The organism is Oceanithermus profundus DSM 14977, assembly GCF_000183745.1.
Lineage (GTDB): Bacteria > Deinococcota > Deinococci > Deinococcales > Marinithermaceae > Oceanithermus > Oceanithermus profundus.
The window spans coordinates 1,437,104-1,460,141 of the sequence record NC_014761.1; the positions used below are offsets into that span (position 1 = coordinate 1,437,104).

Here is a 23,038-nt window from a genome sequence, read left to right on the forward strand (position 1 = left end):
GGCGCGCGGTATCGTGGGTACATGAGCGACGTACGCGAAACCGTGCTCGAGCTCGCCCGCGCAGCCCGCGCGGCCGCCCGCGGCATGCAGGCCGCCAGCGGCGCGGCCAAGGAGCGGGCGCTGTTGCGACTGGCCGAGCTTTTGGACGAACGGCGGGACGAGATCCTGGAGGCCAACGCCGCCGACCTCGCCGCGGCCAGGGAGGCGGGCCTCACCGGCCCCAAGCTGGGGCGGCTGGGCCTCGACGAGCGCACCATGGCCGACCTCAAGAAGGGCCTGGCCCAGGTGGCCGCGATGCCCGACCCCGTCGGTGAGATCGACGAGATGCACACGCTGCCCAACGGCCTGCAGGTGGGCCGGATGCGCATCCCGCTGGGGGTCATCGGCTTCATCTACGAATCGCGCCCCGGGGCCACCGTGGAGGCGGCCGGGCTCAGCCTCAAGGCCGGGAACGCCATCGTCCTGCGGGGCGGCAAGGAGGCCCTGCGCTCCAACGCCCTGCTCGTGCGCCTCTTCCAGGAAGCGCTGCGGGAGAACGGGCTGCCGGCCGAGGCCGTGCAGCTCGTTCCGGTTACGGACCGCTCGGCGGTGCTGGAAATGCTGCAGCTCGACGAGCTCATCGACCTGATCATCCCCCGGGGCGGCGAAGGCCTGATCCGGCTGGTCGCGGAGCACGCGCGCATGCCCGTGCTCTACCACGCCAAGGGCGTGAACCATCTCTACGTGGACGAGGACGCCGACCTGGAGATGGCCCTGCGCATCGCCCACAACGGCAAGGTGCAGCGGCCGGGGGTGTGCAACGCCCTCGAGGCCGTTCTCGTCCACGAAGCCGTGGCCGCCGACTTCCTGCCGCGGCTGGAGGAGGCGATGACCGCGGCCGGGGTCGAGCTGCGCGCCCACGAGAACGCCCTTCCTCACCTGAAGGGGGCCCGGCCCGCGGCTGCGGACGACTGGGGGCGCGAGTTCCTGGACCTGATCCTCGCGGTCAAGGTGGTGGCGGGGCTGGACGAGGCACTCGAGCACATCGCCCGCTACGGATCCCACCACACCGAGGCGATCGTCACCGAGCACTACGCCCGCGCCCGCCGCTTCCTGCGCGAGGTCGACGCCAGCCTGGTGCTCGTCAACGCCAGCCCCCGCTTCAACGACGGCTTCCAGCTGGGCCTGGGGGCGGAGATCGGCATCTCGACCACCAAGCTGCACGCCTACGGACCGATGGGGCTGCGCGAACTGACCACGACCAAGTTCGTGGCGTTCGGCGACGGGCAGGTGCGCGGCTAAGGTGCGAACCGCAGGGCTGCGCCGTTTCCTGGCGCGCCTGGTGCGCGTCTACGGGCAGGCGCACGTCCCCTTCTTCGCGGCCTCGCTGGCCTACTACGCCCTCTTCAGCCTGCTGCCGCTCTTGCTGCTCATCGTCGGCGTCTTCGGCCTGATGCTCGAGAGCCGGCCGGACCTGGAACAGGCCTTCATGCTGCAGATCGAGCACCTGGCCCAGAACCTCTTCCCCACCTCCGCCTCGGTCGGCGAGACCGTCACCCAGGCCCTGCGCAAGGGCGCGGCCAGCGCCACCCTGACCTCGGTGCTCGTCCTCGGCTGGACCGCGAGCAACTTCTTCGCCGCCCTTTCCTACGCGCTCTCGCTGATCTTCGGCGGACGCGGCCCCGGCTGGCGCGGACGCCTGCTGGGGCTGGTGGCGCCGCTCCTGCTGGGGCTCGCGCTGCTGCTCTTCAGCCTCGCGAGCCTGGCGGTCACGATGGTGCTCCCCTACCTCCCCGACGGACCCTGGCGCGGCTTCGTCATGGGTTCGCTGCCGTGGCTGGCCACGCTGCTGGCCTTCTTCGTGATCTACCGCTTCCTTCCCTACCCGCCGCCGGGCTCGCTGCACGCCCTGGGCGCGGCCTTCCTGGCCTCGAGCGTTTGGACCGGACTTTCGCGGCTGCTGCCGGGCCTGATCTCCCGCACCCGCTACGAGTCGATCTACGGCCCGCTGGCCGGCTTCCTCCTCGCCCTCTTCGGCTTCTACCTGGCGATGTGGATCCTGCTGGGCGGCGCCGCGGTGCTACGCGCGTTTTTCCCAGATGATTCGGAGACCCTTTAGGGTCAGGTCGTCGTCCACCACGTCGAGCGTCTCGCAGACGCGCTCAACGGTGCGGGCGAAACCGCCGGTGGCGATCACCCGGGCCGCCCCCGCCTCGTCGAGGAAACGCCGGACCATGCCGTCGACGAGGGAGGCGTAGCCGAGGATCAACCCCGACCTGAGGGCGTCGGCGGTCGAGCGCCCCACGGCCCGCGCGGGCGGACGCGCAAGGTCGACCCGGGGCAGCTTGGCGGTGCGCAGCGAAAGCGCCTCGGCGGCGGTTCGGGGTCCGGGGGCGATGGCCCCGCCGCGGTAAACGTTCGGCGCCTCGACGAGGTCGAAGGTGGTCGCCGTCCCGAAATCGACGACGACGTACCGGCCCCGGGGGTCGCCGTAGGCGAGCGCGGCCACGGCGTTGACCAGGCGATCGGCGCCCACCTCGGCCGGGTTTTCCAGGTCGACGTCGAGGCCGGCGCTGCGCGCATCGACGAGCAGGGGGCGCACGCCGAAGAGCCGGTCCAGCGCCAGTTCGATCTCGTACTCGACCGGGGGCACGACGCTGGAGACGATGGCGGCGTCGGGAGCGCCAAGCCCGGCCTGATCGAAGAGTTCCCTGAACAGCACCGCGTACTCGCTCTCCATGCGCAGCGGGTCGGTGGCGATGCGCCAGCGCTCGAGCAGCCGGTCTTCGTCCCACAAACCGAGGATGGTGGCGGTGTTGCCCACGTCGATGGCCAGGAGCATGGCTCTAGGATACCGCCTAGAACAGGGCGAAACCCACGTAGAAGGTGGGCACGAAGATGAGCAGGAAACTCATGTCCGTCGAGCCCGAGGGATCCGCAGGGCCGTAGAGGACGTGGTAGAGCACCCCGGGCGAAAAGTGGATCTGCGTGCCCGCGTAGATTTGCGGCGTCAGGAAACGCTCGAGCCCCACGGACAGGTAGTTGTAGCGCAGCAACAAACCCGGTTGATCGAAGGGGACCAACGCGCCGACCCCCCAGAACATCTCGGTGCGCCCGCCCCGCTCGATCGGACGGAGGTAGCGACGGTACCCCAGGTGCAACCAGCCGGGGTTCGCCCCCAAGTGGACGTTGTCGAGGATCCTGCCTTCGTCGTCCAGCGAGGGCAGGTCCACCCCGTAATCGGCGAGCGCGACCGTCGTTACCGAAAAGCGCGGCGGCGGCGCCCCGCCGGGAGCCTGCGCCAGCGCCGCCGTAAGAACCATCAACCCCAAACCAAGAAACCCGCGCATCTTCACGATCTCCTTTCCCGCCCCTCGGGTACGCACCGCAGTTTACCCGTTCGCTTACGGTCTCGGGCGCGCTCCTGTGCTAGCGTTGAAAGGACCGATGCCCGAACGCGACCCGATCGACCGACTCAAGCGCGGGGTGTACTTCGGCCTTGCCCTGGCCGGGACGTTTTCGCTCGTCATCGGCTACGTCGTCCTCACCCACCCCACCCGCGAGAACGACCTGCTGCTCGTTTACGCCGCGCTGCTCGTCGCCGTGGCCTTCGGGGTGGCCCTGGGCGCGCCCACCCGCTGGATCGAACGCTTCGCCCTCGCGATCACGGCCCTGTTCTTCCTGGCCATGACCTGGCTCAACCTGCACAGCATCGGCCACGGCGCGGGCGTCTGGCCGCCGCTCCTGTGGGGCGGGATCGTCTACCTGCTGGCCTACGTGCTCTTCCCGCCCAAACAGGCGTACGCCTTCGCCTGGCGTTACTACGTCGTGCTCCTGCTCGGCGGTCTGGTCGCGCTGCAGCTCGGACGCGCCCACGGCCCGCTGCGCGGGGAACAGATCAACGACACGTTGCAGATCCTGCTCTCCAACCTTGGCTACCTCTGGGTCTCGCGGGTGCTCGTCGCCTTCGGCCTCCGGGCCGAGGCCGACCGAGCGCAGGCCAAGCAGATGCAGAAGCTCGTCGACACCGACGCCCTGACCGGCTGCCTCTCGCGTCGCCGCTTCCTGGAGGAGACCGAGGCGTTGCTGGAAAGCGGGCGGCCGGGGTCGCTGATCCTCTTCGACCTCGACAACTTCAAGCAGATCAACGACACCTACGGCCACCCCACGGGCGACCGGGTCCTGATGCGCAGCGTCAAGCGCACGCTGCACAACCTGCGCGAGGAAGACCGGCTGGGCCGGCTGGGGGGCGAGGAGTTCGCGGTGCTCCTGCCCGGCGTCGGGCTCGAGGAGGCGCTGCGCCTCGCCGAACGCCTGCGCCGCGCCCTGGAGGCCCCCAGCGACGAGGGCCCGCCCGCCACGGCCAGCTTCGGGGTCGTGGAGACCGGGCGGCTGCGCACCACCAGCGAGCTGCTCGCCCGGGCCGACCGCGCGCTCTACCGCGCGAAGCACGCGGGCAAGAACCGCGTGGCCGCGGCGCGCGGCTGAACGCGGCGGTATCCTGGGGCATGGACCCAAGCGACCTGCTGCACGAACCCCCGCTCACGCCCTACGGTGAGGTCGTCCCCCCCGTCTTCCAGAACTCGCTCTTCGCCTTCACGACGACGGCCGAGTTCGAGGCGGCCATGCGCAGCGGCGACCGCCCCGTCTACACCCGCATCGCCAACCCCACGGTGCGCGTCTTCGAGGAGAAGGTGGCCGCGCTGGAGGGCACCGAGGACGCCCTGGCCTTCGCCAGCGGCAACGCGGCGATGGCCGCGGTGCTCTTCACCTTCCTCGAGGCCGGGGACCGGGTGGTGGCCGCCACGCCCGTCTACGCCGGGACCTACGGGATGCTCACCAAGCTGCTGCCCAAGTTCGGGGTCGAGGTGGACTTCGTTCCCGGCCACGACACCGCCGCCCTGGTGCGGGCGCTCGCGGGGGCGCGGCTGCTGCTCCTCGAGTCGCCCACCTCGTACACCTTCGAGCTGCAGGACCTGGCCCCGCTCACCGAAGCCGCCCGCGAACACGGGGTGCTGAGCGTCATCGACAACACCTACGGCGCCGGCGTCTACCTGCGCCCGGCGCGCTTCGGCGTGGACCTGGTGGTGCACTCGGCCACCAAGTACTTCTCGGGGCATTCGGACGTGGTGGCGGGGGTGGTGGCGGGCCCCAGGGAGCGGCTGAACGCAGTGCGTTCGCTGGGCACCGTCTTCCTGGGCGGCAAGCTGGCCCCCTGGGAGGCGTGGCTGCTGGTGCGCGGGCTGCGGACGCTGGAACTGCGGCTCGAACGCCACCAGGCGACCGCACTGGAGCTGGCCCGCTTCCTGGAGGCGCACCCCAAGGTGCGGCGGGTCCTCCACCCCGGCCTCGAAAGCCACCCCCAGCACGAACTGGCGCGGCGCTACCTCGAAGGAACCGGCGGCCTCTTCGCCGTGGAGCTGGCGGGTGAGGCGGAGGCGCGCGCCTTCGCCGACGCGCTCGAGCGCTTCGCCATCGGCGTGAGCTGGGGCGGGCACGAGTCGCTGGTGCTGCCGCTGGCGGCCCAGCCGCGGGTGCGGGCGGCCTACGGCTTTCCACCGGGGCTGGTGCGGCTCTTCGCCGGGCTGGAGCCCGCGGAGGCCTTGAAGCGCGACCTCGAGCAGGCGCTCGCGCGGGTCGGGTAACCTGAGGAGGAGGTCCGCATGAAACGAACCGGCTGGCTTCTGCTGGCGCTGCTGGTGCTGCTCGCGGCCTGCGCGCCCCGGGTCTGGTACAAGCCGGGCGCCACCAGCACCCAGCGCGACCGCGATCTGGAACTCTGCCGCTACGAGGCCCAGGCGCGCTTCGCCGAGGCCGTCCCCCCGCTCGGCGCCTTCCGCGCCTACGTGGACGTGCCCTTCGGCACGCCCTTCGAGCTGGAACGGCGCGTGGAGGAGGCGGCGCAGGACGCGGTGCGCGACGCCTACGAGGACTACCGGAACGCCTTCGTGCGCGGCTACGTCAGCGACTGCATGGAGGCCAAGGGGTACGTGCTGGTCGAGGAGCGCTGACCGGGCCTTGTGCTCGGCGGATGCGGCCGCTATAATCCTGAGTGTATCGGTCGGGATTGTAGCGGCCGCAGCATGGAGGAAGCATGACGAAGACACTCGAAATCCGTGACCTCTGGGTCAACGTCGAAGACACCCCCATCCTCAAAGGGGTCAACCTGACCCTCCCCCGCGGGGAGGTGCACGCCCTCATGGGGCCGAACGGAGCCGGCAAGAGCACGCTGGGCAAGGTCATCGCCGGCGATCCCGGCTACGAAGTGGTGCGGGGGCAGATCCTGCTCGACGGCGAGGACATCGCCGGGCTCGAGCCCGACGAGCGCGCCCGCAAGGGGCTCTTCCTCGCCTTCCAGTACCCGGTCGAGGTCCCGGGGGTGACGATCGCCAACTTCCTGCGCCTGGCGCTGCAGGCCCGCTACGGCAAGGAGGTGCCGCTCACCGAGTTCTACGGCAAACTGCAGCGCGCCATCGAGACCCTCGAGTGGGACGAGGCCTACGTGACCCGCTACCTCAACGAGGGCTTCTCGGGCGGCGAGAAGAAGCGCAACGAGATCCTGCAGCTGATGGTGCTCGAGCCCGCCTACGCGATCCTCGACGAGACCGACTCGGGCCTCGACATCGACGCCCTCAAGGTCGTGGCCAAGGGCGTGAACGCCATGCGCGGCCCCGACTTCGGCGCGCTGGTGATCACCCACTACCAGCGCCTGCTCAACTACATCGTCCCCGACGTGGTGCACGTGATGATGGACGGCCGCATCGTCAAGACCGGCGGCCGTGAGCTGGCGCTCGAGCTGGAGGAGCGCGGCTACGACTGGCTCAAGGAAGAAGTGGGCGCCTAGGAGGCCGCATGAGCGAAGCCGAACTCAAGCACATCGCCGAAGACTACAAATGGGGGTTCGCCGACGACGTCGAGCCCGAGCTGAAGCTCAAGGGGCTGTCCGAAGACGTGGTGCGGGCGATCTCCGAGGCCAAGGGCGAACCCGGGTGGCTGCTCGAGTTCCGCCTGAAGGCGCTGGAGATCTACTTCCAGAAGCCCTGGCCCACCTGGGGCCCGGACCTGAGCGAGCTGCGCCGGCAGATGGGCGACTTCTACTACTACGTCAAGCCCCCCGTGCGCGACGAGGCCCGCAGCTGGGACGAGGTCCCCGACGAGATCCGCCGCACCTACGAGAAGCTGGGCATCCCCGAGGCCGAGCAGAAGGTGCTCGCCGGCGTCGGCGCCCAGTACGACTCCGAGATGGTCTACCACTCCATCAAGGAGGAGCTCGAGAAGAAGGGCGTGATCTTTAAATCGATCGAGGACGGCATCAAGGAGCACGAAGAGCTGTTCCGCCGCTACTTCGCGAAGGTCGTGCCCCCCACCGACAACAAGTTCGCCGCCCTCAACTCGGCGCTCTTCTCGGGCGGATCCTTCGTCTACGTGCCCCCGGGGGTCGACGTGGAGGTGCCGCTGCAGGCCTACTTCCGCGTCAACACCGAGGGCTTCGGCCAGTTCGAGCGCACCCTGATCATCATCGACAAGGGCGCCAAGGCCCACTACATCGAGGGCTGCACCGCGCCCATCTACACCACCGAGGCGCTGCACACCGGCGTGATCGAGATCGTGGTGATGGAAGGGGCCGAGAGCCGCTACACCACGATCCAGAACTGGCCGGTGAACATGTACAACCTGGTCACCCAGCGCGCCCTGGTGCACGAGAACGCCTACCACATGTGGCTCGACGGCAACCTGGGCTCCAAGGTGACGATGAAGTACCCCTCCTCGGTCCTGAAGGGCCGGGGCGCGCGCAGCGAGATCCTCTCGATCGCCTTCGCCGGCGACGGCCAGCACCTCGACACCGGCGGCAAGCTGATCTTCGCCGCGCCCGACACCTCGGGCTCGATCGTCTCGAAGTCGATCTCCAAGGGCGAGGGGCGCAGCAGCTACCGCGGCCTCATCAAGGTGCCCCAGAAGGCCGAGCGCGCCAAGGTGAACGTCGAGTGCGACGCGCTGCTGATCAACGAGGCCTCGAAGACCGACACCTACCCCTACATGGAGATCGCCAGCGAGACCGCCAGCGTGGGCCACGAGGCCACGGTGAGCCGGCTGGCCGACGACCAGATCTTCTACCTGACCACCCGCGGCATCCCCGAAGACGAGGCGGCGGCGCTGATCGTGCGCGGCTTCATCGAACCGGTCGCCAAGGAGCTGCCGCTCGAGTTCGCCGTCGAGCTCAACCGCCTGATCGAGCTCGAGATGGAAGGGTCGGTGGGCTAGATGAACGAGACCGTGACCTCCCTTTCGCTGGAGAGCCTGCGCCGGCGCTCGAAGCAGCGGGGCGAGCCCGCCTGGCTGGCGGCCGCGCGCGAGCGCGCCTGGCGGATCTTCGAGCGGCTGGACTGGCCCACCCGCAAGAACGAGGCCTGGCGCTATACCGACCTCGACCCCGCCTGGTTCGCGCTCGAACTCGAGGAGGCCCGGCCCGCCGAGCTGCGCCAGCGGGACGAACTGCCGCGCGCGGTGCGCGAGCGGCTGGCGGAAAGCGACGCCGAGGCCGCGCTGGTCTTCGAGGACGGCCGCCTCGTCTACGCCCACCTGCCCGCCGAGCTGGGCGCCAAGGGCGTCGTCCTCAGCGACCTCGCCGGCGCGCTCGAAGACCACGGCGAGCACGTGGAAGGCGCGCTCTACCAGGCGGTCACCGAGACCGGCCTGCAGGGCCCCGAAGACAAACTCGCCGCCCTGAACGCGGCGCTGTGGGGCTACGGGGCCTTCGTCTACGTGCCCGCCGGGGTGACGCTCGAAGCGCCGATCGGCGTCTTCCACTACGCCGCCCGTCCCGGAAAGCTGAGCCTAAGCCGCACGCTGATTGTCCTGGACGACAACGCCGAGGCGACCTTCATCGAGGAGTACCTCTCGGAAGCGCACGCGCGCACCCACGTGGCCACGGGCGAACTGCTCCTCCGGCCCGGCGCCCGCCTGCGCCACGCCGGCGTGCAGACCTGGGGCGCGGGGGTGCGCCACTTCCACCGCCAGCGGGCGCTGCTCGAGCGCGACGCGGTGCTGCTCGACCTGGCCGTCAACCTTGGCGGCACCCTCGCCCGCACCGAGGTGGCCAGCGAGCTCGTGGGGCCCGGAGCCGACTCGGAGATGCTGGGGGTCTACTTCGCCGGACGGGACCAGCACCTCGACCACTACACCACCCAGCACCACGTGAGCGCTCAGGCGCGTTCCGACGTCTACTACAAGGGCGCGGCCGCGGCGAACGGGCGGGTCGTCTACCAGGGGCTGATCCAGCTCGAGCCCACGGCGCAGAAGACCGACGCCTACCAGACCAACCGCAACCTGCTGCTCAGCCGCGAGGCCCGGGCCGAGAGCGTGCCCCAGCTGGAGATCGCCGCCAACGACGTGCGCTGCAGCCACGGCTCCTCCACCGCGCCGGTCGACGAGGAGCAGCTCTTCTACCTGGCCACGCGCGGCATCCCCCGCGCCCAGGCGCAGCAGCTGCTCGTCGCCGCCTTCCTGGAAGAGGTGCTGGGGCGGGTGCCGCTCGAGAAGCTGCGCCTCCACATCGCCCGGATCATCGAAGAGCGGCTGGCCGGCTGAACCCGGCGCGCACCGCGCCCGCGCCGTACGGCGCGGGCGTAGACTAACGCCAGAGGTGAACCCCATGTTCGACCCCGAAGCGGTCAAGCGCGACTTTCCCATCTTCGAACACCACGAAGGCCTCGTCTTCCTCGACTCCGCCGCCAGCAGCCAGAAGCCGCGGGCGGTGACGGAGGCGATGACGCGTTACTACGAACACGACCACGCCAACGTCCACCGCGGCGCCTACGGGCTCTCGATGCGCGCCACCGAGGCCTACGAGACCGCGCGCCGGCAGATGGCGCGTTTCCTCGGCGCGGAAGCGGACGAGGTCGTCTTCGTGCGCAACGCCACCGAGGCGCTCAACCTGGTGGCCTACGCCTGGGGGCTCGAGCACCTGCGCGACGGCGACGAGGTCCTGGTCACCGAGATGGAGCACCACGCCAACCTGGTGCCCTGGCAGCTGGTGGCGGCCCGCACCGGCGCCCGCATCAAGGCCGTGCCCCTCACCGCGGAAGGCCGGCTCGACCTGGACGCCTTCGAGGCCCTGCTTTCGGAGCGCACCCGCGTCCTCGCCGTCACCCAGATGTCGAACGTACTGGGCACGGTCAACCCGGTGGCGGAGCTGGCCGCCGCGGCGCGCGAGCGCGGGGCGCTGGTGGTGGTCGACGGGGCCCAGGCCGCTCCCCACCTGCCCGTGCGGGTGCGGGAACTGAACGCCGACTTCTACGCCCTTTCGGGCCACAAGATGCTCGGCCCCACGGGCGCGGGCGTGCTCTGGGGGCGGCGCGAGGCGCTGGCCGACCTGCCCCCCTTCCTGGGCGGCGGCAGCATGATCGAGGAGGTCACGATCGAGCGCTCCACCTACGCCCCGCCGCCGCAACGCTTCGAGGCCGGAACCCCGGCGATCGCCGAGGCCATCGGCCTGGGGGCGGCGGCCGACTACCTGATGCGGCTGGGCATGGAGAACGTCTGGGCCCACGACCGGGCGCTGCTCGAATACGCCCTCGAGCGGCTGGCCGAGGTGCCCGACCTGCACCTCTACGGGCCCCGCGGCGCGGACCGGGGCGGGGTGATCGCCTTCAACCTGGGCCGCCTCCACCCCCACGACCTCGCCACCGCCCTGGACGAGCGCGGCGTGGCCGTGCGCACCGGGCACCACTGCGCCCAACCGCTGCACCGGCGGCTGGGGGTCGCGGCCACCGCCCGCGCGAGCTTCTACGTCTACAACACCCCCACCGACGTGGACCGGCTGGTGGAGGCGCTGCTGGAGGCCCGGAAGTTTTTCGCGGACTGGTTGTAGCCAGGAGCGCGGACCCCCGACGCCCGCACCCGGCTAGAATGGACTTGGCATGAGCCTGCTCGAAGAACTCTACCGTGAGACGATCATGCAGCACGCCCAGCGGCCGCACAACTTCGGCCCGCTGGAGGGCGCGACCGTGAAGGTCGGCGGCCACAACCCCAGCTGCGGCGACCGGATCGAGCTCTACCTGAAGGTCGAGGACGGCCGCATCGCCGAGGCCCGCTTCACCGGCCACGGCTGCGCCATCAGCCAGAGCTCGGCCAGCATGATGACCGACCTGATCCGCGGCAAGACGCTCGACGAGGCGCTGGAGCTGGAAAAGAAGTTCAAGGCCATGGTGGTCGAGGGCGAACCCCCCGCACCCGAACTGGGGGACCTCAGCGCCCTGCAGGGGGTAGCCAAGCTGCACGCGCGCGTCAAGTGCGCCACGCTGGCCTGGAACGCCCTGGAGCAGGCGATCGAGGAAGTGCGCCCGTCATGAAGGCCTACCGCGCCAAGCAGGTCACCCCGCTGCTCGCGGGCGACGCCCACCTGATGCAGCTGTGGAAGGAGGCCGCGGGCGAGGACAAGATCGTGGCCTTTCAGAAGGACGGGGAGAACTGGGTGGGCGTTCGCGACGCCGCACTCGTGGCCCTGCTGGAAGCGCGTGGCCTGAAGGGAGAACCATGGAATGGTTGATCGCGGCTAAACCCGTGGTGTTGTTGCACGCCTTCCCGTTCAACCCCGAGATGTGGGCCCCGCAGGTGGCCGAGCTGGAGGGCCGCTACACGGTCTACGCGCCGGCCCTGCCCGGCTTCGGCGGGCGCGAGCCGGGAGCGGCGAGCCTGGAGGCCTGGGCCGAAGAACTCGACGAAACGCTCGACGACCTGGGCTTCGAGGAGGCCGTCTTCGTGGGCCTCTCCATGGGGGGCTACCTGGCCTTCCGGGTTTGGGACCTCTTCCCCGAGCGCGTCGCAGGGCTGGTGCTCGCCGACACCCGTGCCCAGCCCGACGACGAGGCCGGCAAGGCGAAGCGCGCGGAGCTGGCCGCCCGGGTGCGCTCAGAGGGCACCGGAGTCTTGATCGAGAGCTTCGTCCCCTCGGTGCTGGGACCGGGAACGCTCGCCGCGGACACCGAAGAAAAGCGGGCGGTCCTCGAGTGGGTGGAGCGCTGGGTGCGCGAAGCCGACCCCGAGGGGGTGGCCCGGGCGCTCGAGGCGCTGGCGGCGCGCCCCGACTCGCGGCCGCTGCTGGGCGAGATCGAGGTGCCGACCCTGGTCCTCGTGGGCGAGGACGACGCCCTCACCCCGCCGGACGACGCCCGCGCCATCGCCGACGCCGTCCCGGACGCCGAGCTGCTGATCCTGCCCGGCGCCGGCCACATGGCCAACCTGGAAGCTCCGGAGGCGTTCAACACCGCGCTCCTGGGCTTCCTCGAGAAGGTCTACGGAGGCTAGCCGTGAGCGAGCACGAATCGCTAAACGTCCTCGACAACCTGGTGCTCTTCCGCACCATGCTGGTCCACGCCGAGGAAAAGGCGGTCAAGGACCGCGACTTCGACGAGGCCGAAGAGATCCTCGAGCAGGCGCGCGCGACCATCGAGGCGCTCAAGCCCGAGATCACCCCCGAGCTCTACGACGAGCTGATCCGCGAGTGGGTGGGCGCCACCCTCAAGGTGGACCACATCCAAAGCGACTACCCCCCGAACGAGTTCGACGAGCGCTGAGCGGGCTCACTCCCCCGCGAGCAGGGCCTGCTTGCGCAGCTCGATCTCGCGGGCGCGCGCCTCGAGCCCCATCGAACGCAGCACCGCCGCCAGGCGGTCGTAGAGGTAGGGGTCGCTGGGGTCGATCGCAATCAACCGGCGGTACAGCGAGAGCGAGGCCTTCTCCTGCCCCATCGCCTCCAGCAGCTCGCCCGCCCGCTCCCCCGCGCGAACGGCCAGCGCCCGCAGGTAGGCGCGCTCCGCTTCCACCCAGTCCGCATAGGGCTCGTCGGCCAGGAACTCGCCGCGGAACAGATCGAGCGCGGCCAGGTAACCGGCCAGCGCCTGGCCTTCGTCGTTCTGGGCGTCGGCCTCCCGGATCAGCGCCTCGAAACGCTCCACGTCGTAGGCGTAGCCCTCGGTGAACCGGAAGAGGTAGCCCCCCTCCACCGAGCGCAGCATCCGCGGCGCGCCCGCGTCCGGCTCGATCTGCTTCCGCAGCTCGTGCACCACGCGCGCCACCCGGCGGGCGGCGTAAGCGGGGTCGAGGTCGGGCCAGAGCGCTTCGGCGATCTCCTCGGGCGTCTGCACCCGTTCGGGGTGGGCCAGGAACAGCTTGAACAAACGCCAGGGCAGCGTTTGGAACCGCTGCGGCGGCAGCGCCTCACCCTGGAGGCGCACCGACAGCGCCCCCAGCGCCCGGACCTCGAGGCGGGGGACGGCGGCGGCGTCCTCCGCCGCCGTCGCGCGCGGGCCGAGCAGCTGCCAGGCCATGCGCTGCAGCCAGAGCAGGGGGGCCATCGCCCGCGTCTGAGGCCGGGGCACGCGCGAGAAGAAGATGGACTCCACCGCCACCACCTCGCCCTGGACGACCACGGGAAGGCAGTAGCGGGGCCGCCCCTCCTCCACCCAGGGGCAGGGGCGGCCCCCCGCCCGCACCGCGTAGGGCTCGCCGATCCAGACCGGGCAGTCCTCGCGGTCGCAGTTCACCGTCAGCTGCGCGGGAACGGCAACACGGCGGCCCGAACGGTCCTTGTACTGCGCCGCCTTGGCCCCGGAGAACGCCATCGCCGAGCGCAGTAGCGACTCGATGACCGCGTCGTTGTCCTGGTCGCTCAGCTTGCTCTGGCGCAACAGCGCCAAGAGCTGGCGCTCGCCCATGCTGGTGAGCACGCTGTAAACCCCCGCGGCCACGACCGGGGCCACCGCCTCGAGCAGCTCGAGCGCGGCGCTCTCGTCGGCGTTCGGATCCTTGCTGGCCAGGTTCAGCACGCCGATGACCCCCTGCGGCAGCTCCAGCGGAAAGACCAGGTAGGTGCGGTAGCCCGCCTCCTTCACTTTGAGGCGCAGGTAGCGCTCGTCCTCGTCCAGGCGGTGCGTGACCAGCGGGGAGCGGTCCACGGCCACGATGCCGGGGTAGCCCTCGCCCAGCGCGAACCAGGGACGCTCGAGGAAGGCGGAGCGGTTCTCCGCCTCCAGGGCCGTAAGGATGAGGTACTTGTGCTCGGGGTCCGCGAGGAAGAGCTCCGCGGCGTCCATGCCCGCGGCCCGACGCAGCTTCCCCAGGAACAGCTCCGCGGTCTGGAAGAAACGCATCGGCTCGTCGACCATGCGCTGGGTGGCCCAGGAAAGCGAGAAGAGCACCTCGCCCAGCTTCGGCCGCCGGCGCTCGTCGAGCACGACCTGGACGCCGGAGTCCTGGACGATGGCCTGGCAGCGCAGCCGCTGACCGCGCACCCGCAGCCGCACCTCGGCCTCGTAGGCGCCGCCGCGCAGGCGCGCGAGCACCGGACAGCGGGTGCAGACGGGACGGCCGAAGTCGTCCGTGCCCCGGACCACGTCCCAGCAGTAGCGGCCCACCGCCGCCTCGGGTTCCAGCCCCAGCAGCGCGAGGGCGCGCTCGCTGGCCTGGACGATTCGCCCGTTTCGGTCGAGGCGGATGCGCTTGAGCGGCACGCTTCAACTATACCGCTACCGGGACATTCGTCCCGCGTGCGGAAACCCGGAGGAAGGCCGCCTCCTTAGCGTGGGCCAAGGAGGTGCACGATGCGAAAAACGCTGGTCTTGGCGTCGTTGCTGTGGCTCGCCGGCGCAGCCTGGGCGGGTGGAGCCGAACTGTACGCGCAAAACTGCGCATCCTGCCACGGCCCCGGAGGCGAGGGCGTGGCTGGAGTCTTCCCACCGCTCGCCGGCAACCCGCGGGCCGCGGACGCCGCCTACGTGGCGCGCGTCGTCCGCAACGGGCTGAGCGGGCCGCTCACCGTGGGCGGTCAGACCTTCGACGGCAGCATGCCTCCCTTCACGCAGCTCTCGGACGCCGACGTGGAGGCGCTGGCCGGGTACGTGGCCGGCCGTCTGGCGGGAACGGGTGCCGCCCCGACGCCCGAGGCCCGGCCGGCCGCCGCAGCCGCCGGCGACCCCGAGGCGGGCCGCGCCTACTTCCTGGGCAACCGCCGCTTCGCGCGCGGCGGCACGCCCTGCGTCGCCTGCCACGACGCGCCCGGCACCGGCGCCCTGGGCGGGGGCACCCTGGGCCCCGACCTCACCGGCGCGGGCGCGCGGTTCGGATCGGGCCTCGCCCAGCTGCTCGAGCGCCCGGGGTTCAAGGTGATGCGCTCGCTCTACGCGGACCGCCCCCTCACCCCGGAGGAGGCGCGCGACGTCGCCGCCTTCCTCGCCGCCGAGACGGGTGCGGCCGCCCCGGCGCCCTCGCGGGGTTGGCGCTTCGCGGGCCTGGGCGCGCTGGGCACGCTGCTGCTGTTCCTCGTCCTGCTCCCCTTCTGGCCCCGACAGCGGGAGAGCTACCGTGATCGTCTCTTGAGGAGGAAAGCATGAAGGACTGGATCAAAGAGCTCGAGTCCCCCGCGGAACGCAAGTGGGAGGAGTTCTACCGCAACCGCCACCAGCACGACAAGCGGGTGCGCACCACCCACGGGGTGAACTGCACCGGCAGCTGCAGCTGGGAGGTCTACGTCAAGGACGGGATCGTCACCTGGGAGCTGCAGGCCACCGACTACCCCCTGCTCGAGGAGGGGCTGCCCCCCTACGAGCCGCGCGGCTGCCAGCGGGGGATCAGCTACTCCTGGTACCTCTACAGCCCCATCCGGGTGAAGTACCCCTTCGCCCGGGGTGCGCTCGTCGACCTCTGGCGCGAGGCGAAGAAGCAGCACCCGGATCCGGTGGAGGCCTGGGCGTCGATCCAGTCCGACCCCGAGAAGCGCCGCCGTTACCAGCGTGCCCGCGGCAAGGGGGGCTTCCGCCGGATCACCTGGGACGAGGCCCTGGAGATCGTCGCCGCCAGCACGGTGCACACGATCAAGAAGTACGGCCCCGACCGGGTGGTGGGCTTTTCCCCGATTCCGGCGATGAGCCAGGTCAGCTACGCCGCCGGCAGCCGCTTCCTCTCGCACCTGGGCGGCACGATCCTCAGCTTCTACGACTGGTACTGCGACCTGCCGCCCGCGTCGCCGGAGATCTTCGGCGAGCAGACCGACGTCAACGAGTCCGCCGACTGGTACAACAGCCGCTTCATCGCGGTGATGGGCTCGAACCTCAACATGACCCGCACCCCCGACACCCACTTCATCTCCGAGGTGCGGCACGCGGGCGCGAAACTCACCGTCTTCAGCCCCGACTTCTCCCAGGTCGCCAAGTACGCCGACTGGTGGGTCCCCACCAACCCCGGCCAGGACGGCGCCTTTTGGATGGCGGTGGACCACGTCCTCCTCAAGGAGTACTACGCCGACCGCGAGACCCCCGAGTTCAACCATTACCTCCAGACCTACAGCGACGCCCCCTTTCTCATCGAGGTGCGGGACGGCCGGCCCTTCCGCTACCTGCGCGCGGCCGAGCTCGAGGGTTACGCCGACGTCGAGCACAACGAGTGGAAGCTGCTCGTCTGGGACCGTGAACGCGGGCCGAGCATGCCCCAGGGCAGCATCGGCTACCGCTGGGCCGAGAAGGACAAGGGCAAGTGGAACCTGGAGATGAAGGACGGCAAGACCGGCGCGCCGATCGAGCCCGAGCTCTCCTTCCTGGAACGCCACGACGAGGTGCAGCAGCTCGCCTTCGACGACTTCGCCGGCGAGCGCACGCTCAAGCGTGGAGTGCCCGTACGCCACGTCCAAACCCGCCGCGGGCGGGTGACGGTGGCCACCGTCTTCGATCTGCTCATGGCCCAGTTCGGCGTCGGCCGGGGGCTTCCCGGCGACTACCCGGAAGGCTACGACGACCCCCAGCCCTACACCCCCGCCTGGCAGGAGGCCTACACCGGAATCCACCGCGACACCGTGCTGCGTTTCGCCCGCGCCTGGGCCGAGAACGGCCTCAAGACCGGAGGGAAGAACCTGATCATCATCGGGGCCGGGGTCAACCACTGGTACCACAACAACCTGATGTACCGGGCCGGCATCGTGGGCCTGATGCTGACCGGCGCCGTGGGCAAGAACGGCGGCGGGCTCGCCCACTACGTGGGGCAGGAGAAGGTGGCCAACCAGGCCTCCTGGGGCTCGATCGCCTTCGCGCTCGACTGGGGGATGCCCCCGCGGCACCAGAACACCCCGAGCTTCCACTACGTCCACACCGACCAGTGGCGCTACGAGCGCGGCTCGAAGGACTACGACAAGACGCCCGGCGCCAACGAGCACCACACGATCGACCATCAGGTCCGCGCGGTCAAGCGCGGCTGGCTGCCCTTCTTCCCCCAGTTCAACCGCAACTCGCTCGAGCTGGCCCGCGAGGCCGAGGCGGCCGGAGCCCGGAGCGAGGCCGAGATCATCGGGTACGTGGTGGAGAAGCTCAAGAAGGGCGAGCTCAAGTTCGCAGTCGAGGATCCCGACGCCCCCGAGAACTGGCCGCGCGTCTGGTTCATCTGGCGCGGCAACGCCATCGGCACCAGCATGAAGGGGCACGAGTTCATGCTGCGCCACTACCTGGGCACGCACTCGAACGCGGTCGCGCAGGAGTGGGCCAAGGACGAGGTGCATGAGGCGGCGTTCCGTGAACCCGCGCCCGAAGGCAAGTTCGACCTCGTCGTCGACCTCAACTTCCGCATGGACACGAGCGCCCTCTACTCCGACCTGGTCCTCCCGGCGGCGAGCTGGTACGAAAAACACGACCTCAACACCACGGACATGCACACCTTCGTGAACCCGATGCAGCCGGCGGTGCCGCCGGTCTGGGAGTCGAAGCCGGACTGGGAGATCTACAGCCTCTTCGCCAAGAAGGTGGCCGAGCTGGCCCGGACCCACCTGCCCGATCCGGTCAAGGACGTGGTCATGCTGCCCCTGCAGCACGACACCCCGGACGAGCTGGCCCAGACCGAGGTGCGCGACTGGTGGAAGGGCGAGGTCGAGGCCGTCCCCGGGAAGACGATGCCCAAGTTCCGCGTGGTCGAACGGCGCTACACCGAGATCTACGAGCGCATGGCCTCGCTGGGGCCGGCGCTCGAGAAGAACGGCGTCGCCGCCCACGGCCTCAGGATCCCGGTGGCCGAGGAGTACCGGGCCCTCAAGGAGCACCAACCGAGGAAGAGCGAGGTCCTGGGCGGGGTCTTCCCCGCGCTCGAGGACGGCCGGCAGGTGGCCGAGGCGATCCTGCGGCTCGACCCGGTGACGAACGGCGAGGTCGCCTACCGGGCGTTCCTGGAGGAGGAGAAGAAGACGGGCCTCCAGCTGGCCGACCTGGGCGAGAAGAACCGCAGCGTGCGCATCACCTTCGACGCCATCGTGGCCCAGCCGCGGCGCCAGCTCACCACCCCGACCTGGTCGGCGATCCTCAACGACGGACGCGCCTACAGCCCCTTCACCCTCAACGTCGAGCGCCTCGTCCCCTGGCGCACCCTCACCGGGCGCATGCACTTCTACCTCGACCACGAGGGCTACCTCGCCTGGGGCGAGCACCTGCCCACCTACAAACCCCGCCCCGACGTGGCCATGCTGCTGGAGACCGAGGTGACCGAGAAGGAGGCCAAGGGGCGGCTGATGAACTACATCACCCCCCACGGCAAATGGTCGATCCACTCGACCTACTCGGAAAACCACCGGATGATGACGCTCTCCCGCGGCGGCTACCCCATCTGGCTGAACGACAAGGACGCGGCCGAGCTGGGGATCCGCGACAACGACTGGGTCGAGCTCTACAACGACAACGGCGTCTTCGTGCAGCGGGCCATCACCTCGGCGCGCATCCCCCGGGGTACGGTCTTCGTCTACCACGCCACCGAGCGCACCGTGGGCATCCCCAAGTCCCCCCTGCGGAAGAAGCGCGCGGGGATGAACAACTCGATCACCCGGGCCCGGCTGAAACCGGTCCTGATGAACGGGGGCTACGCCCAGTTCACCTACTTCTTCAACTACTGGGGACCGACCGGCGTGAACCGCGACACCTGGGTCTTCGTCCGTCGCGTGGACCGCCCGGAGTACTAGGAGGCGCAGGATGAACGTACGCACCCACATGAGCATGCTCTTCCACCTGGACAAGTGCATCGGCTGCCACACCTGCTCGGTGGCCTGCAAGAACCTCTGGACCGACCGCGAGGGCACCGAGTACATGTGGTGGAACAACGTCGAGACCCGCCCGGGCACCGGCTACCCCACGGGCTGGGAGGACCAGCGGTTCTACCAGGGGGGCTGGAGCTACGACGGGCGCGGCGGGCTCTCGCTGCGGCTGCACAACAAGACCCAGGGCCTGACCCGGCTCTTCTTCAACCCGGCCCTGCCGGACCTGAAGGACTACTACGAGCCCTTCACCTTCCGCTACGGCGACCTCTTCACCGCCCCCGAGGGCGACGACCAGCCGACGGCCCGCCCCGTCTCGATGATCACCGGCGAGCCGATGGAGATCGAAACCGGCCCCAACTGGGACGACGACCTCTCCGGTTCGGACGTCTACGCCCGCAACGACCCCAGCCTGGAGGGGCTTTCCGAGCAGGTGCGCGCCCAGCTCGAGGAGATCGAGGGCGTGGTCTTCAACTACCTGCCGCGCATCTGCAACCACTGCCTGAACCCCGCCTGCGTCGCCGCCTGCCCCTCGGGGGCGATCTACAAGCGCGGCGAGGACGGGGTGGTGCTGGTCAACGAGAACAAGTGCAAGGCCTGGCGGATGTGCGTCGCCGCCTGCCCCTACAAGAAGGTCTACTACAACTGGTCGACGGGCAAGAGCGAGAAGTGCATCCTCTGCTTCCCCCGGCTGGAGACCGGCCAGGCGCCGGCCTGCGCCCACTCCTGCGTCGGCCGCATCCGCTACATGGGGGTGCTGCTCTACGACGCCGACCGCATCCCCGAGGCCGCGATGGTGGACGACCGCGATCTCGTCGAGGCCCAGCTCGAGGCCATCCTCGACCCCTTCGACCCCGAGGTGATCGCCGCGGCCAAGAAGAACGGCATCGGCGACGACTGGATCCGGTCGGCCCAGGCCTCCCCCGTCTACAAGTTCGTCAAGGAATGGCGGCTGGCGCTGCCGCTGCACCCCGAGTTCCGGACGATGGCCATGATGTTCTACATCCCGCCGCTCTCGCCGGTGATGAGCGTCGTGGAGGACCGGGCCCTTAACCTGGCGCTGGACACCACCGGCCCCGAGTTCGAGCTCTTCGCCGACCTCTCCAAGGCGCGCCTGCCGGTGCGCTACCTGGCCAACCTCTTCTCCGCGGGGAACGAGGAAATCATCGAAGGGGTGCTGAAGCGGCTGCTGGCCGTGCGCATCTTCAAGCGCGCCGAATCCGTGGAAGGCGGGCTCAACGACGCGGCCCGCGCGGCGCTGGACGAGGTGGGGCTGACCCCGGAGACGGCCGAGGCCATCTACCGGCTGACCACCCAGCCGACCCTGGACGAGCGCTTCGTCATCCCGCCCTACCACCGGGAAGCCTCGATCGAGGCCTGGAACGACCCGCTCGAACGCAAGGGGCAGGAGGGCTTCGGCTACATCCAGCCTCCGGTGAGGGGGGAGTAGATGTTCGAAGCCCTGGCGCTCGCCTTCACCTACCCGCGGGAGGGGCTGCTGGAGGCGCTCGAGGCGGAGCTCGAGCGCGCCCCCGCCGGCCCCGCCCAAAAGGCCTTCGCCCGCTTCGTCGCCGAGGTGAAGCGGCTCGAGCTGGCCCGCTGGGAGGAGCTGTACACCGCGACGCTGGACATGAACCCCAGGTTGGTCCCCTACGTCGGCTACGTCGTCTGGGGCGAGAGCTACCGGCGCGGTGAGTTTTTGGCGCGGCTCAAGCACGCGATGGACGAACTGGACCTGGACACCGCGGGCGAGCTGCCCGACCACCTGGTGCCGGTGCTGCGCTACCTGGCCCGTGCGGACGAGCCGCTGCCCGAACTCCTGGAAGTGCTCGAGCCCGCCCTCGCCCGCATCCGCAAGGACCTGCACGTACTGGACGCCTCCAACCCCTACCTGCATCTCCTGGACGCGCTCCTGCAGCAGGTGCCCGCACCGGAGAGGAGGAAAACGTGAACTGGAACCGTTTGCTCTTCGAGATCTTCCCGTACCTGGCGCTGGTCGTGGCGGTGGTGGTCACCCTCTACCGCTACGCCTACCGCCCGTTCTCGGTTTCGGCGCTCTCCAGCCAGCTGCTGGAACGCCGGCTTCTCTTCTGGGGGTCGCTGCCCTTCCACTGGGGCATCACCCTGATCCTGACCGTGCACCTGATCGCCTGGATCTTTCCCGAGGCCATCTACGCCTGGAACGCGTCGCTCTTCCGCCTCTACCTGCTCGAGGTCAGCGGCTTCGCGCTGGCGCTGTGGACCCTGGCGGGCCTCGTCGTCCTGTTGTGGCGGCGTCTGGTCAACGCGAAGGTGCGCGCCACCGCGACGGCCATGGACTACCTCGTCCTCTTCGCGGTGCTCGTCTCCGTACTCACCGGGATCTACACCGCCGTGGCCTACCGGTTTGGCAGCAGCTGGTTCGCGGGAACGATGGCGCCCTACCTGACGAGCATCCTGACGCTGCGCCCCCGCCCCGAGCTCGTCGCCGACCTGCCCTTCGCCTTCCAGTGGCACGTCTTCAACTTCTGGGTGCTGCTGGCCCTCTTCCCCTTTTCCCGGCTGGTGCACATCATCACCGTACCCTTGGGGTACGTCGCCCGCCCCTGGCAGATCGTGATCTGGGTGCGCCGCCGCTTCACCCAACCCAACCCCTAGTCGATAAGGAGGAGGCATTCCGTGAGCACAGAAGCGTTCAAGAAGCACCGCATCAAGTCCAACCCCGCCGAGGCCCTCATCGCCGCCACCATCGGTTTCTTCGTCGGGTTCGCGGCCGTGGCGCTGTTCAACGTCACCGCGAAGAACTTCAAAGACGCGATGGGGCTCGACCCCGTCCAGGTCGGCCTGCTCGTCGCCATGCCGATGCTCTCGGGGTCGCTGCTGCGCATCCCCTTCTCCGCCTGGGTCGACACCGACGGCGGCCGCAAGCCCATGCTCACCCTGCTCACCATGGCCATCGTCGGTCTGTTGGGCCTCATCGCCCTGATCGTGGCCTACTACCCGGACCGGCTCAACGACGGCCTCTACCCCCTGCTCTTGCTGCTGGGCTTCCTGGCCGGCTGCGGCATCGCCACCTTCTCCGTAGGGATCAGCATGGTCGCCTACTGGTTCCCGCAGCACCGCCAGGGATGGGCGCTCGGCACCTACGCGGGCGTGGGCAACCTGGCCCCGGGGATCTTCACCTTCCTGCTGCCGGCCGCGCTGGCGGGCTGGGGGCTGCTCGGCGCCTACGTCGCCTGGACGGGGCTGCTGGTGCTGGGCACGCTGGTCTTCATCGTCATCGGGTTCGGGGCGCCCTTCTTCCAGCTCGTCAAGCACGGCGTTCCCCGTGAGGAAGCGATCGCGATCGCGCGCGAGCTCGGTCAGGAGATCTTCCCGGCCGGCTCGGTGCTGGAAACGCTGGCCATCAGCGCCCGCAACTGGCGCACCTGGGTGCTCGTGGCGCTCTACTTCACCTCGTTCGGCGGCTTCCTGGCCCTGACCGCCTGGCTCCCCACCTACTGGCGCGAGTTCCACCAGGAACCCGTGCGCACCGCCGCCTACCTGACCGCCTACTTCTCCATCCTGGCCTCGCTCATCCGCGTCTGGGGCGGCTCGCTTTCGGACCGGATCGGCGGCGAGAAGACGGCCATGCTGGCCTTCGGATCGGTGCTCCTGGGGGCGTTGGTCATGGTCCTGGCCCAGAGCTTCCCGCTGGCCTTCCTGGGCGAGACGATCATCGGCCTGGGCATGGGCATCGGCAACGCGGCGGTTTTCAAGATGGTGCCGTTCTACGTGCCCGACGCGGTGGGGGGCGCCTCCGGCTGGGTCGGGGGGCTGGGCGCCTTCGGAGGCTTCGTCGTGCCCCCGATCATGGGCTTCTTCGTCAAGGAGCTCGGCCCGGCCCGCGGCTACCCGGAGGGCTTCACCGTCTACATCGCCCTGGGCGTCATCGCCCTGCTGCTCGTCTGGTTGCTGCAGTCGACCCGCCGGTTCTACAAGGCCGCCTGAGCCGGCTCCTGGCCGCCTGGCCGCGCAATGCGCGGCCAG

General features: G+C 69.9%; 22 protein-coding genes. 19 read left to right on the plus strand and 3 right to left on the minus strand.

Annotated features, from left to right (window positions below):
- The first annotated feature begins 21 nt into the window (after positions 1-21).
- Entirely contained in the window at positions 22-1,281 is a 1,260-nt protein-coding gene (locus OCEPR_RS07095; protein WP_013458030.1) for a glutamate-5-semialdehyde dehydrogenase, read from the plus strand.
- A 1-nt stretch (position 1,282) separates the two neighbouring features.
- Entirely contained in the window at positions 1,283-2,098 is an 816-nt protein-coding gene (locus OCEPR_RS07100; protein WP_013458031.1) for a YihY/virulence factor BrkB family protein, read from the plus strand.
- On the opposite strand, the gene OCEPR_RS07105 is transcribed toward OCEPR_RS07100, so the two are convergent.
- Positions 2,060-2,821, minus strand: a complete 762-nt coding sequence (locus OCEPR_RS07105) for a type III pantothenate kinase (RefSeq protein WP_013458032.1) — start codon at positions 2,819-2,821, stop codon at positions 2,060-2,062. The two genes, OCEPR_RS07100 and OCEPR_RS07105, sit on opposite strands and share 39 nt — an antisense overlap.
- A gap of 16 nt (positions 2,822-2,837) precedes the next feature.
- Positions 2,838-3,335 carry a hypothetical protein gene (locus OCEPR_RS07110; RefSeq protein ID WP_041554099.1) on the minus strand — a complete coding sequence of 166 codons (498 nt, stop codon included), beginning with the start codon at positions 3,333-3,335 and terminating at the stop codon, positions 2,838-2,840.
- 91 nt (positions 3,336-3,426) lie between these two features.
- On the opposite strand from OCEPR_RS07110, the gene OCEPR_RS07115 reads away from it, so the two are divergent.
- The 11 genes from OCEPR_RS07115 (at position 3,427) to OCEPR_RS07165 (ending at position 12,554) form a co-directional block, all read left to right on the plus strand.
- Positions 3,427-4,467 carry a GGDEF domain-containing protein gene (locus tag OCEPR_RS07115; protein WP_013458034.1) on the plus strand — a complete coding sequence of 347 codons (1,041 nt, stop codon included), beginning with the start codon at positions 3,427-3,429 and terminating at the stop codon, positions 4,465-4,467.
- Between the two features lie 20 nt (positions 4,468-4,487).
- Entirely contained in the window at positions 4,488-5,624 is a 1,137-nt protein-coding gene (locus tag OCEPR_RS07120) for a trans-sulfuration enzyme family protein (protein WP_013458035.1), read from the plus strand.
- Positions 5,625-5,642: 18 nt separating this feature from the next.
- Positions 5,643-5,990 carry a hypothetical protein gene (locus tag OCEPR_RS07125; RefSeq protein ID WP_013458036.1) on the plus strand — a complete coding sequence of 116 codons (348 nt, stop codon included), beginning with the start codon at positions 5,643-5,645 and terminating at the stop codon, positions 5,988-5,990.
- Between the two features lie 83 nt (positions 5,991-6,073).
- Complete coding sequence (gene sufC, locus OCEPR_RS07130) at positions 6,074-6,823, plus strand: Fe-S cluster assembly ATPase SufC (protein ID WP_013458037.1); 750 nt, start codon at positions 6,074-6,076, stop codon at positions 6,821-6,823.
- Positions 6,824-6,831: 8 nt separating this feature from the next.
- Positions 6,832-8,241 carry a Fe-S cluster assembly protein SufB gene (gene sufB, locus OCEPR_RS07135; protein ID WP_013458038.1) on the plus strand — a complete coding sequence of 470 codons (1,410 nt, stop codon included), beginning with the start codon at positions 6,832-6,834 and terminating at the stop codon, positions 8,239-8,241.
- Positions 8,242-9,567 carry a Fe-S cluster assembly protein SufD gene (gene sufD, locus OCEPR_RS07140; RefSeq protein WP_013458039.1) on the plus strand — a complete coding sequence of 442 codons (1,326 nt, stop codon included), beginning with the start codon at positions 8,242-8,244 and terminating at the stop codon, positions 9,565-9,567.
- Positions 9,568-9,631: 64 nt separating this feature from the next.
- Positions 9,632-10,849 carry a cysteine desulfurase gene (locus tag OCEPR_RS07145; RefSeq protein ID WP_013458040.1) on the plus strand — a complete coding sequence of 406 codons (1,218 nt, stop codon included), beginning with the start codon at positions 9,632-9,634 and terminating at the stop codon, positions 10,847-10,849.
- Between the two features lie 49 nt (positions 10,850-10,898).
- Entirely contained in the window at positions 10,899-11,330 is a 432-nt protein-coding gene (gene sufU / locus OCEPR_RS07150; protein WP_013458041.1) for a Fe-S cluster assembly sulfur transfer protein SufU, read from the plus strand.
- Complete coding sequence (locus tag OCEPR_RS07155; RefSeq protein WP_013458042.1) at positions 11,327-11,527, plus strand: hypothetical protein; 201 nt, start codon at positions 11,327-11,329, stop codon at positions 11,525-11,527. Before sufU ends, OCEPR_RS07155 begins: the two co-directional genes overlap by 4 nt.
- A complete protein-coding gene (locus OCEPR_RS07160) occupies positions 11,515-12,285 on the plus strand; it encodes an alpha/beta fold hydrolase (protein ID WP_013458043.1) in 771 nt (256 codons plus the stop codon). The genes OCEPR_RS07155 and OCEPR_RS07160 overlap by 13 nt, the downstream gene beginning before the upstream one ends.
- 2 nt (positions 12,286-12,287) lie before the next feature.
- Positions 12,288-12,554 carry a hypothetical protein gene (locus OCEPR_RS07165; protein ID WP_013458044.1) on the plus strand — a complete coding sequence of 89 codons (267 nt, stop codon included), beginning with the start codon at positions 12,288-12,290 and terminating at the stop codon, positions 12,552-12,554.
- A gap of 6 nt (positions 12,555-12,560) precedes the next feature.
- Here the strand turns inward: OCEPR_RS07165 and OCEPR_RS07170 are convergent, their stop codons facing one another.
- The gene (locus tag OCEPR_RS07170) at positions 12,561-14,489 is read right to left on the minus strand and encodes a GAF domain-containing protein (protein ID WP_013458045.1); all 1,929 of its coding nucleotides are present in this window, start codon (positions 14,487-14,489) and stop codon (positions 12,561-12,563) included.
- A 90-nt stretch (positions 14,490-14,579) separates the two neighbouring features.
- Here OCEPR_RS07170 and OCEPR_RS07175 point away from each other — a divergent pair, with 90 nt between their 5' ends.
- The 6 genes from OCEPR_RS07175 to OCEPR_RS07200 are packed head-to-tail and all read left to right on the plus strand — an operon-like array spanning position 14,580 to position 22,999.
- Complete coding sequence (locus tag OCEPR_RS07175) at positions 14,580-15,368, plus strand: c-type cytochrome (RefSeq protein ID WP_013458046.1); 789 nt, start codon at positions 14,580-14,582, stop codon at positions 15,366-15,368.
- Positions 15,365-18,958, plus strand: coding sequence for a nitrate reductase subunit alpha (locus OCEPR_RS07180; protein WP_013458047.1), 3,594 nt, complete (start codon positions 15,365-15,367; stop codon positions 18,956-18,958). The genes OCEPR_RS07175 and OCEPR_RS07180 overlap by 4 nt, the downstream gene beginning before the upstream one ends.
- Before the next feature lie 10 nt (positions 18,959-18,968).
- Positions 18,969-20,480 carry a nitrate reductase subunit beta gene (gene narH / locus OCEPR_RS07185; protein ID WP_013458048.1) on the plus strand — a complete coding sequence of 504 codons (1,512 nt, stop codon included), beginning with the start codon at positions 18,969-18,971 and terminating at the stop codon, positions 20,478-20,480.
- Positions 20,481-20,981: a nitrate reductase molybdenum cofactor assembly chaperone gene (locus OCEPR_RS07190; RefSeq protein ID WP_013458049.1), complete on the plus strand. Its 501-nt coding sequence runs from the start codon at positions 20,481-20,483 to the stop codon at positions 20,979-20,981.
- Complete coding sequence (gene narI / locus OCEPR_RS07195; protein ID WP_013458050.1) at positions 20,978-21,667, plus strand: respiratory nitrate reductase subunit gamma; 690 nt, start codon at positions 20,978-20,980, stop codon at positions 21,665-21,667. The genes OCEPR_RS07190 and narI overlap by 4 nt, the downstream gene beginning before the upstream one ends.
- Before the next feature lie 21 nt (positions 21,668-21,688).
- On the plus strand, positions 21,689-22,999 hold the full coding sequence (locus OCEPR_RS07200; RefSeq protein ID WP_013458051.1) for an MFS transporter: 1,311 nt from the start codon (positions 21,689-21,691) through the stop codon (positions 22,997-22,999).
- The last annotated feature ends 39 nt before the right edge of the window (positions 23,000-23,038 follow it).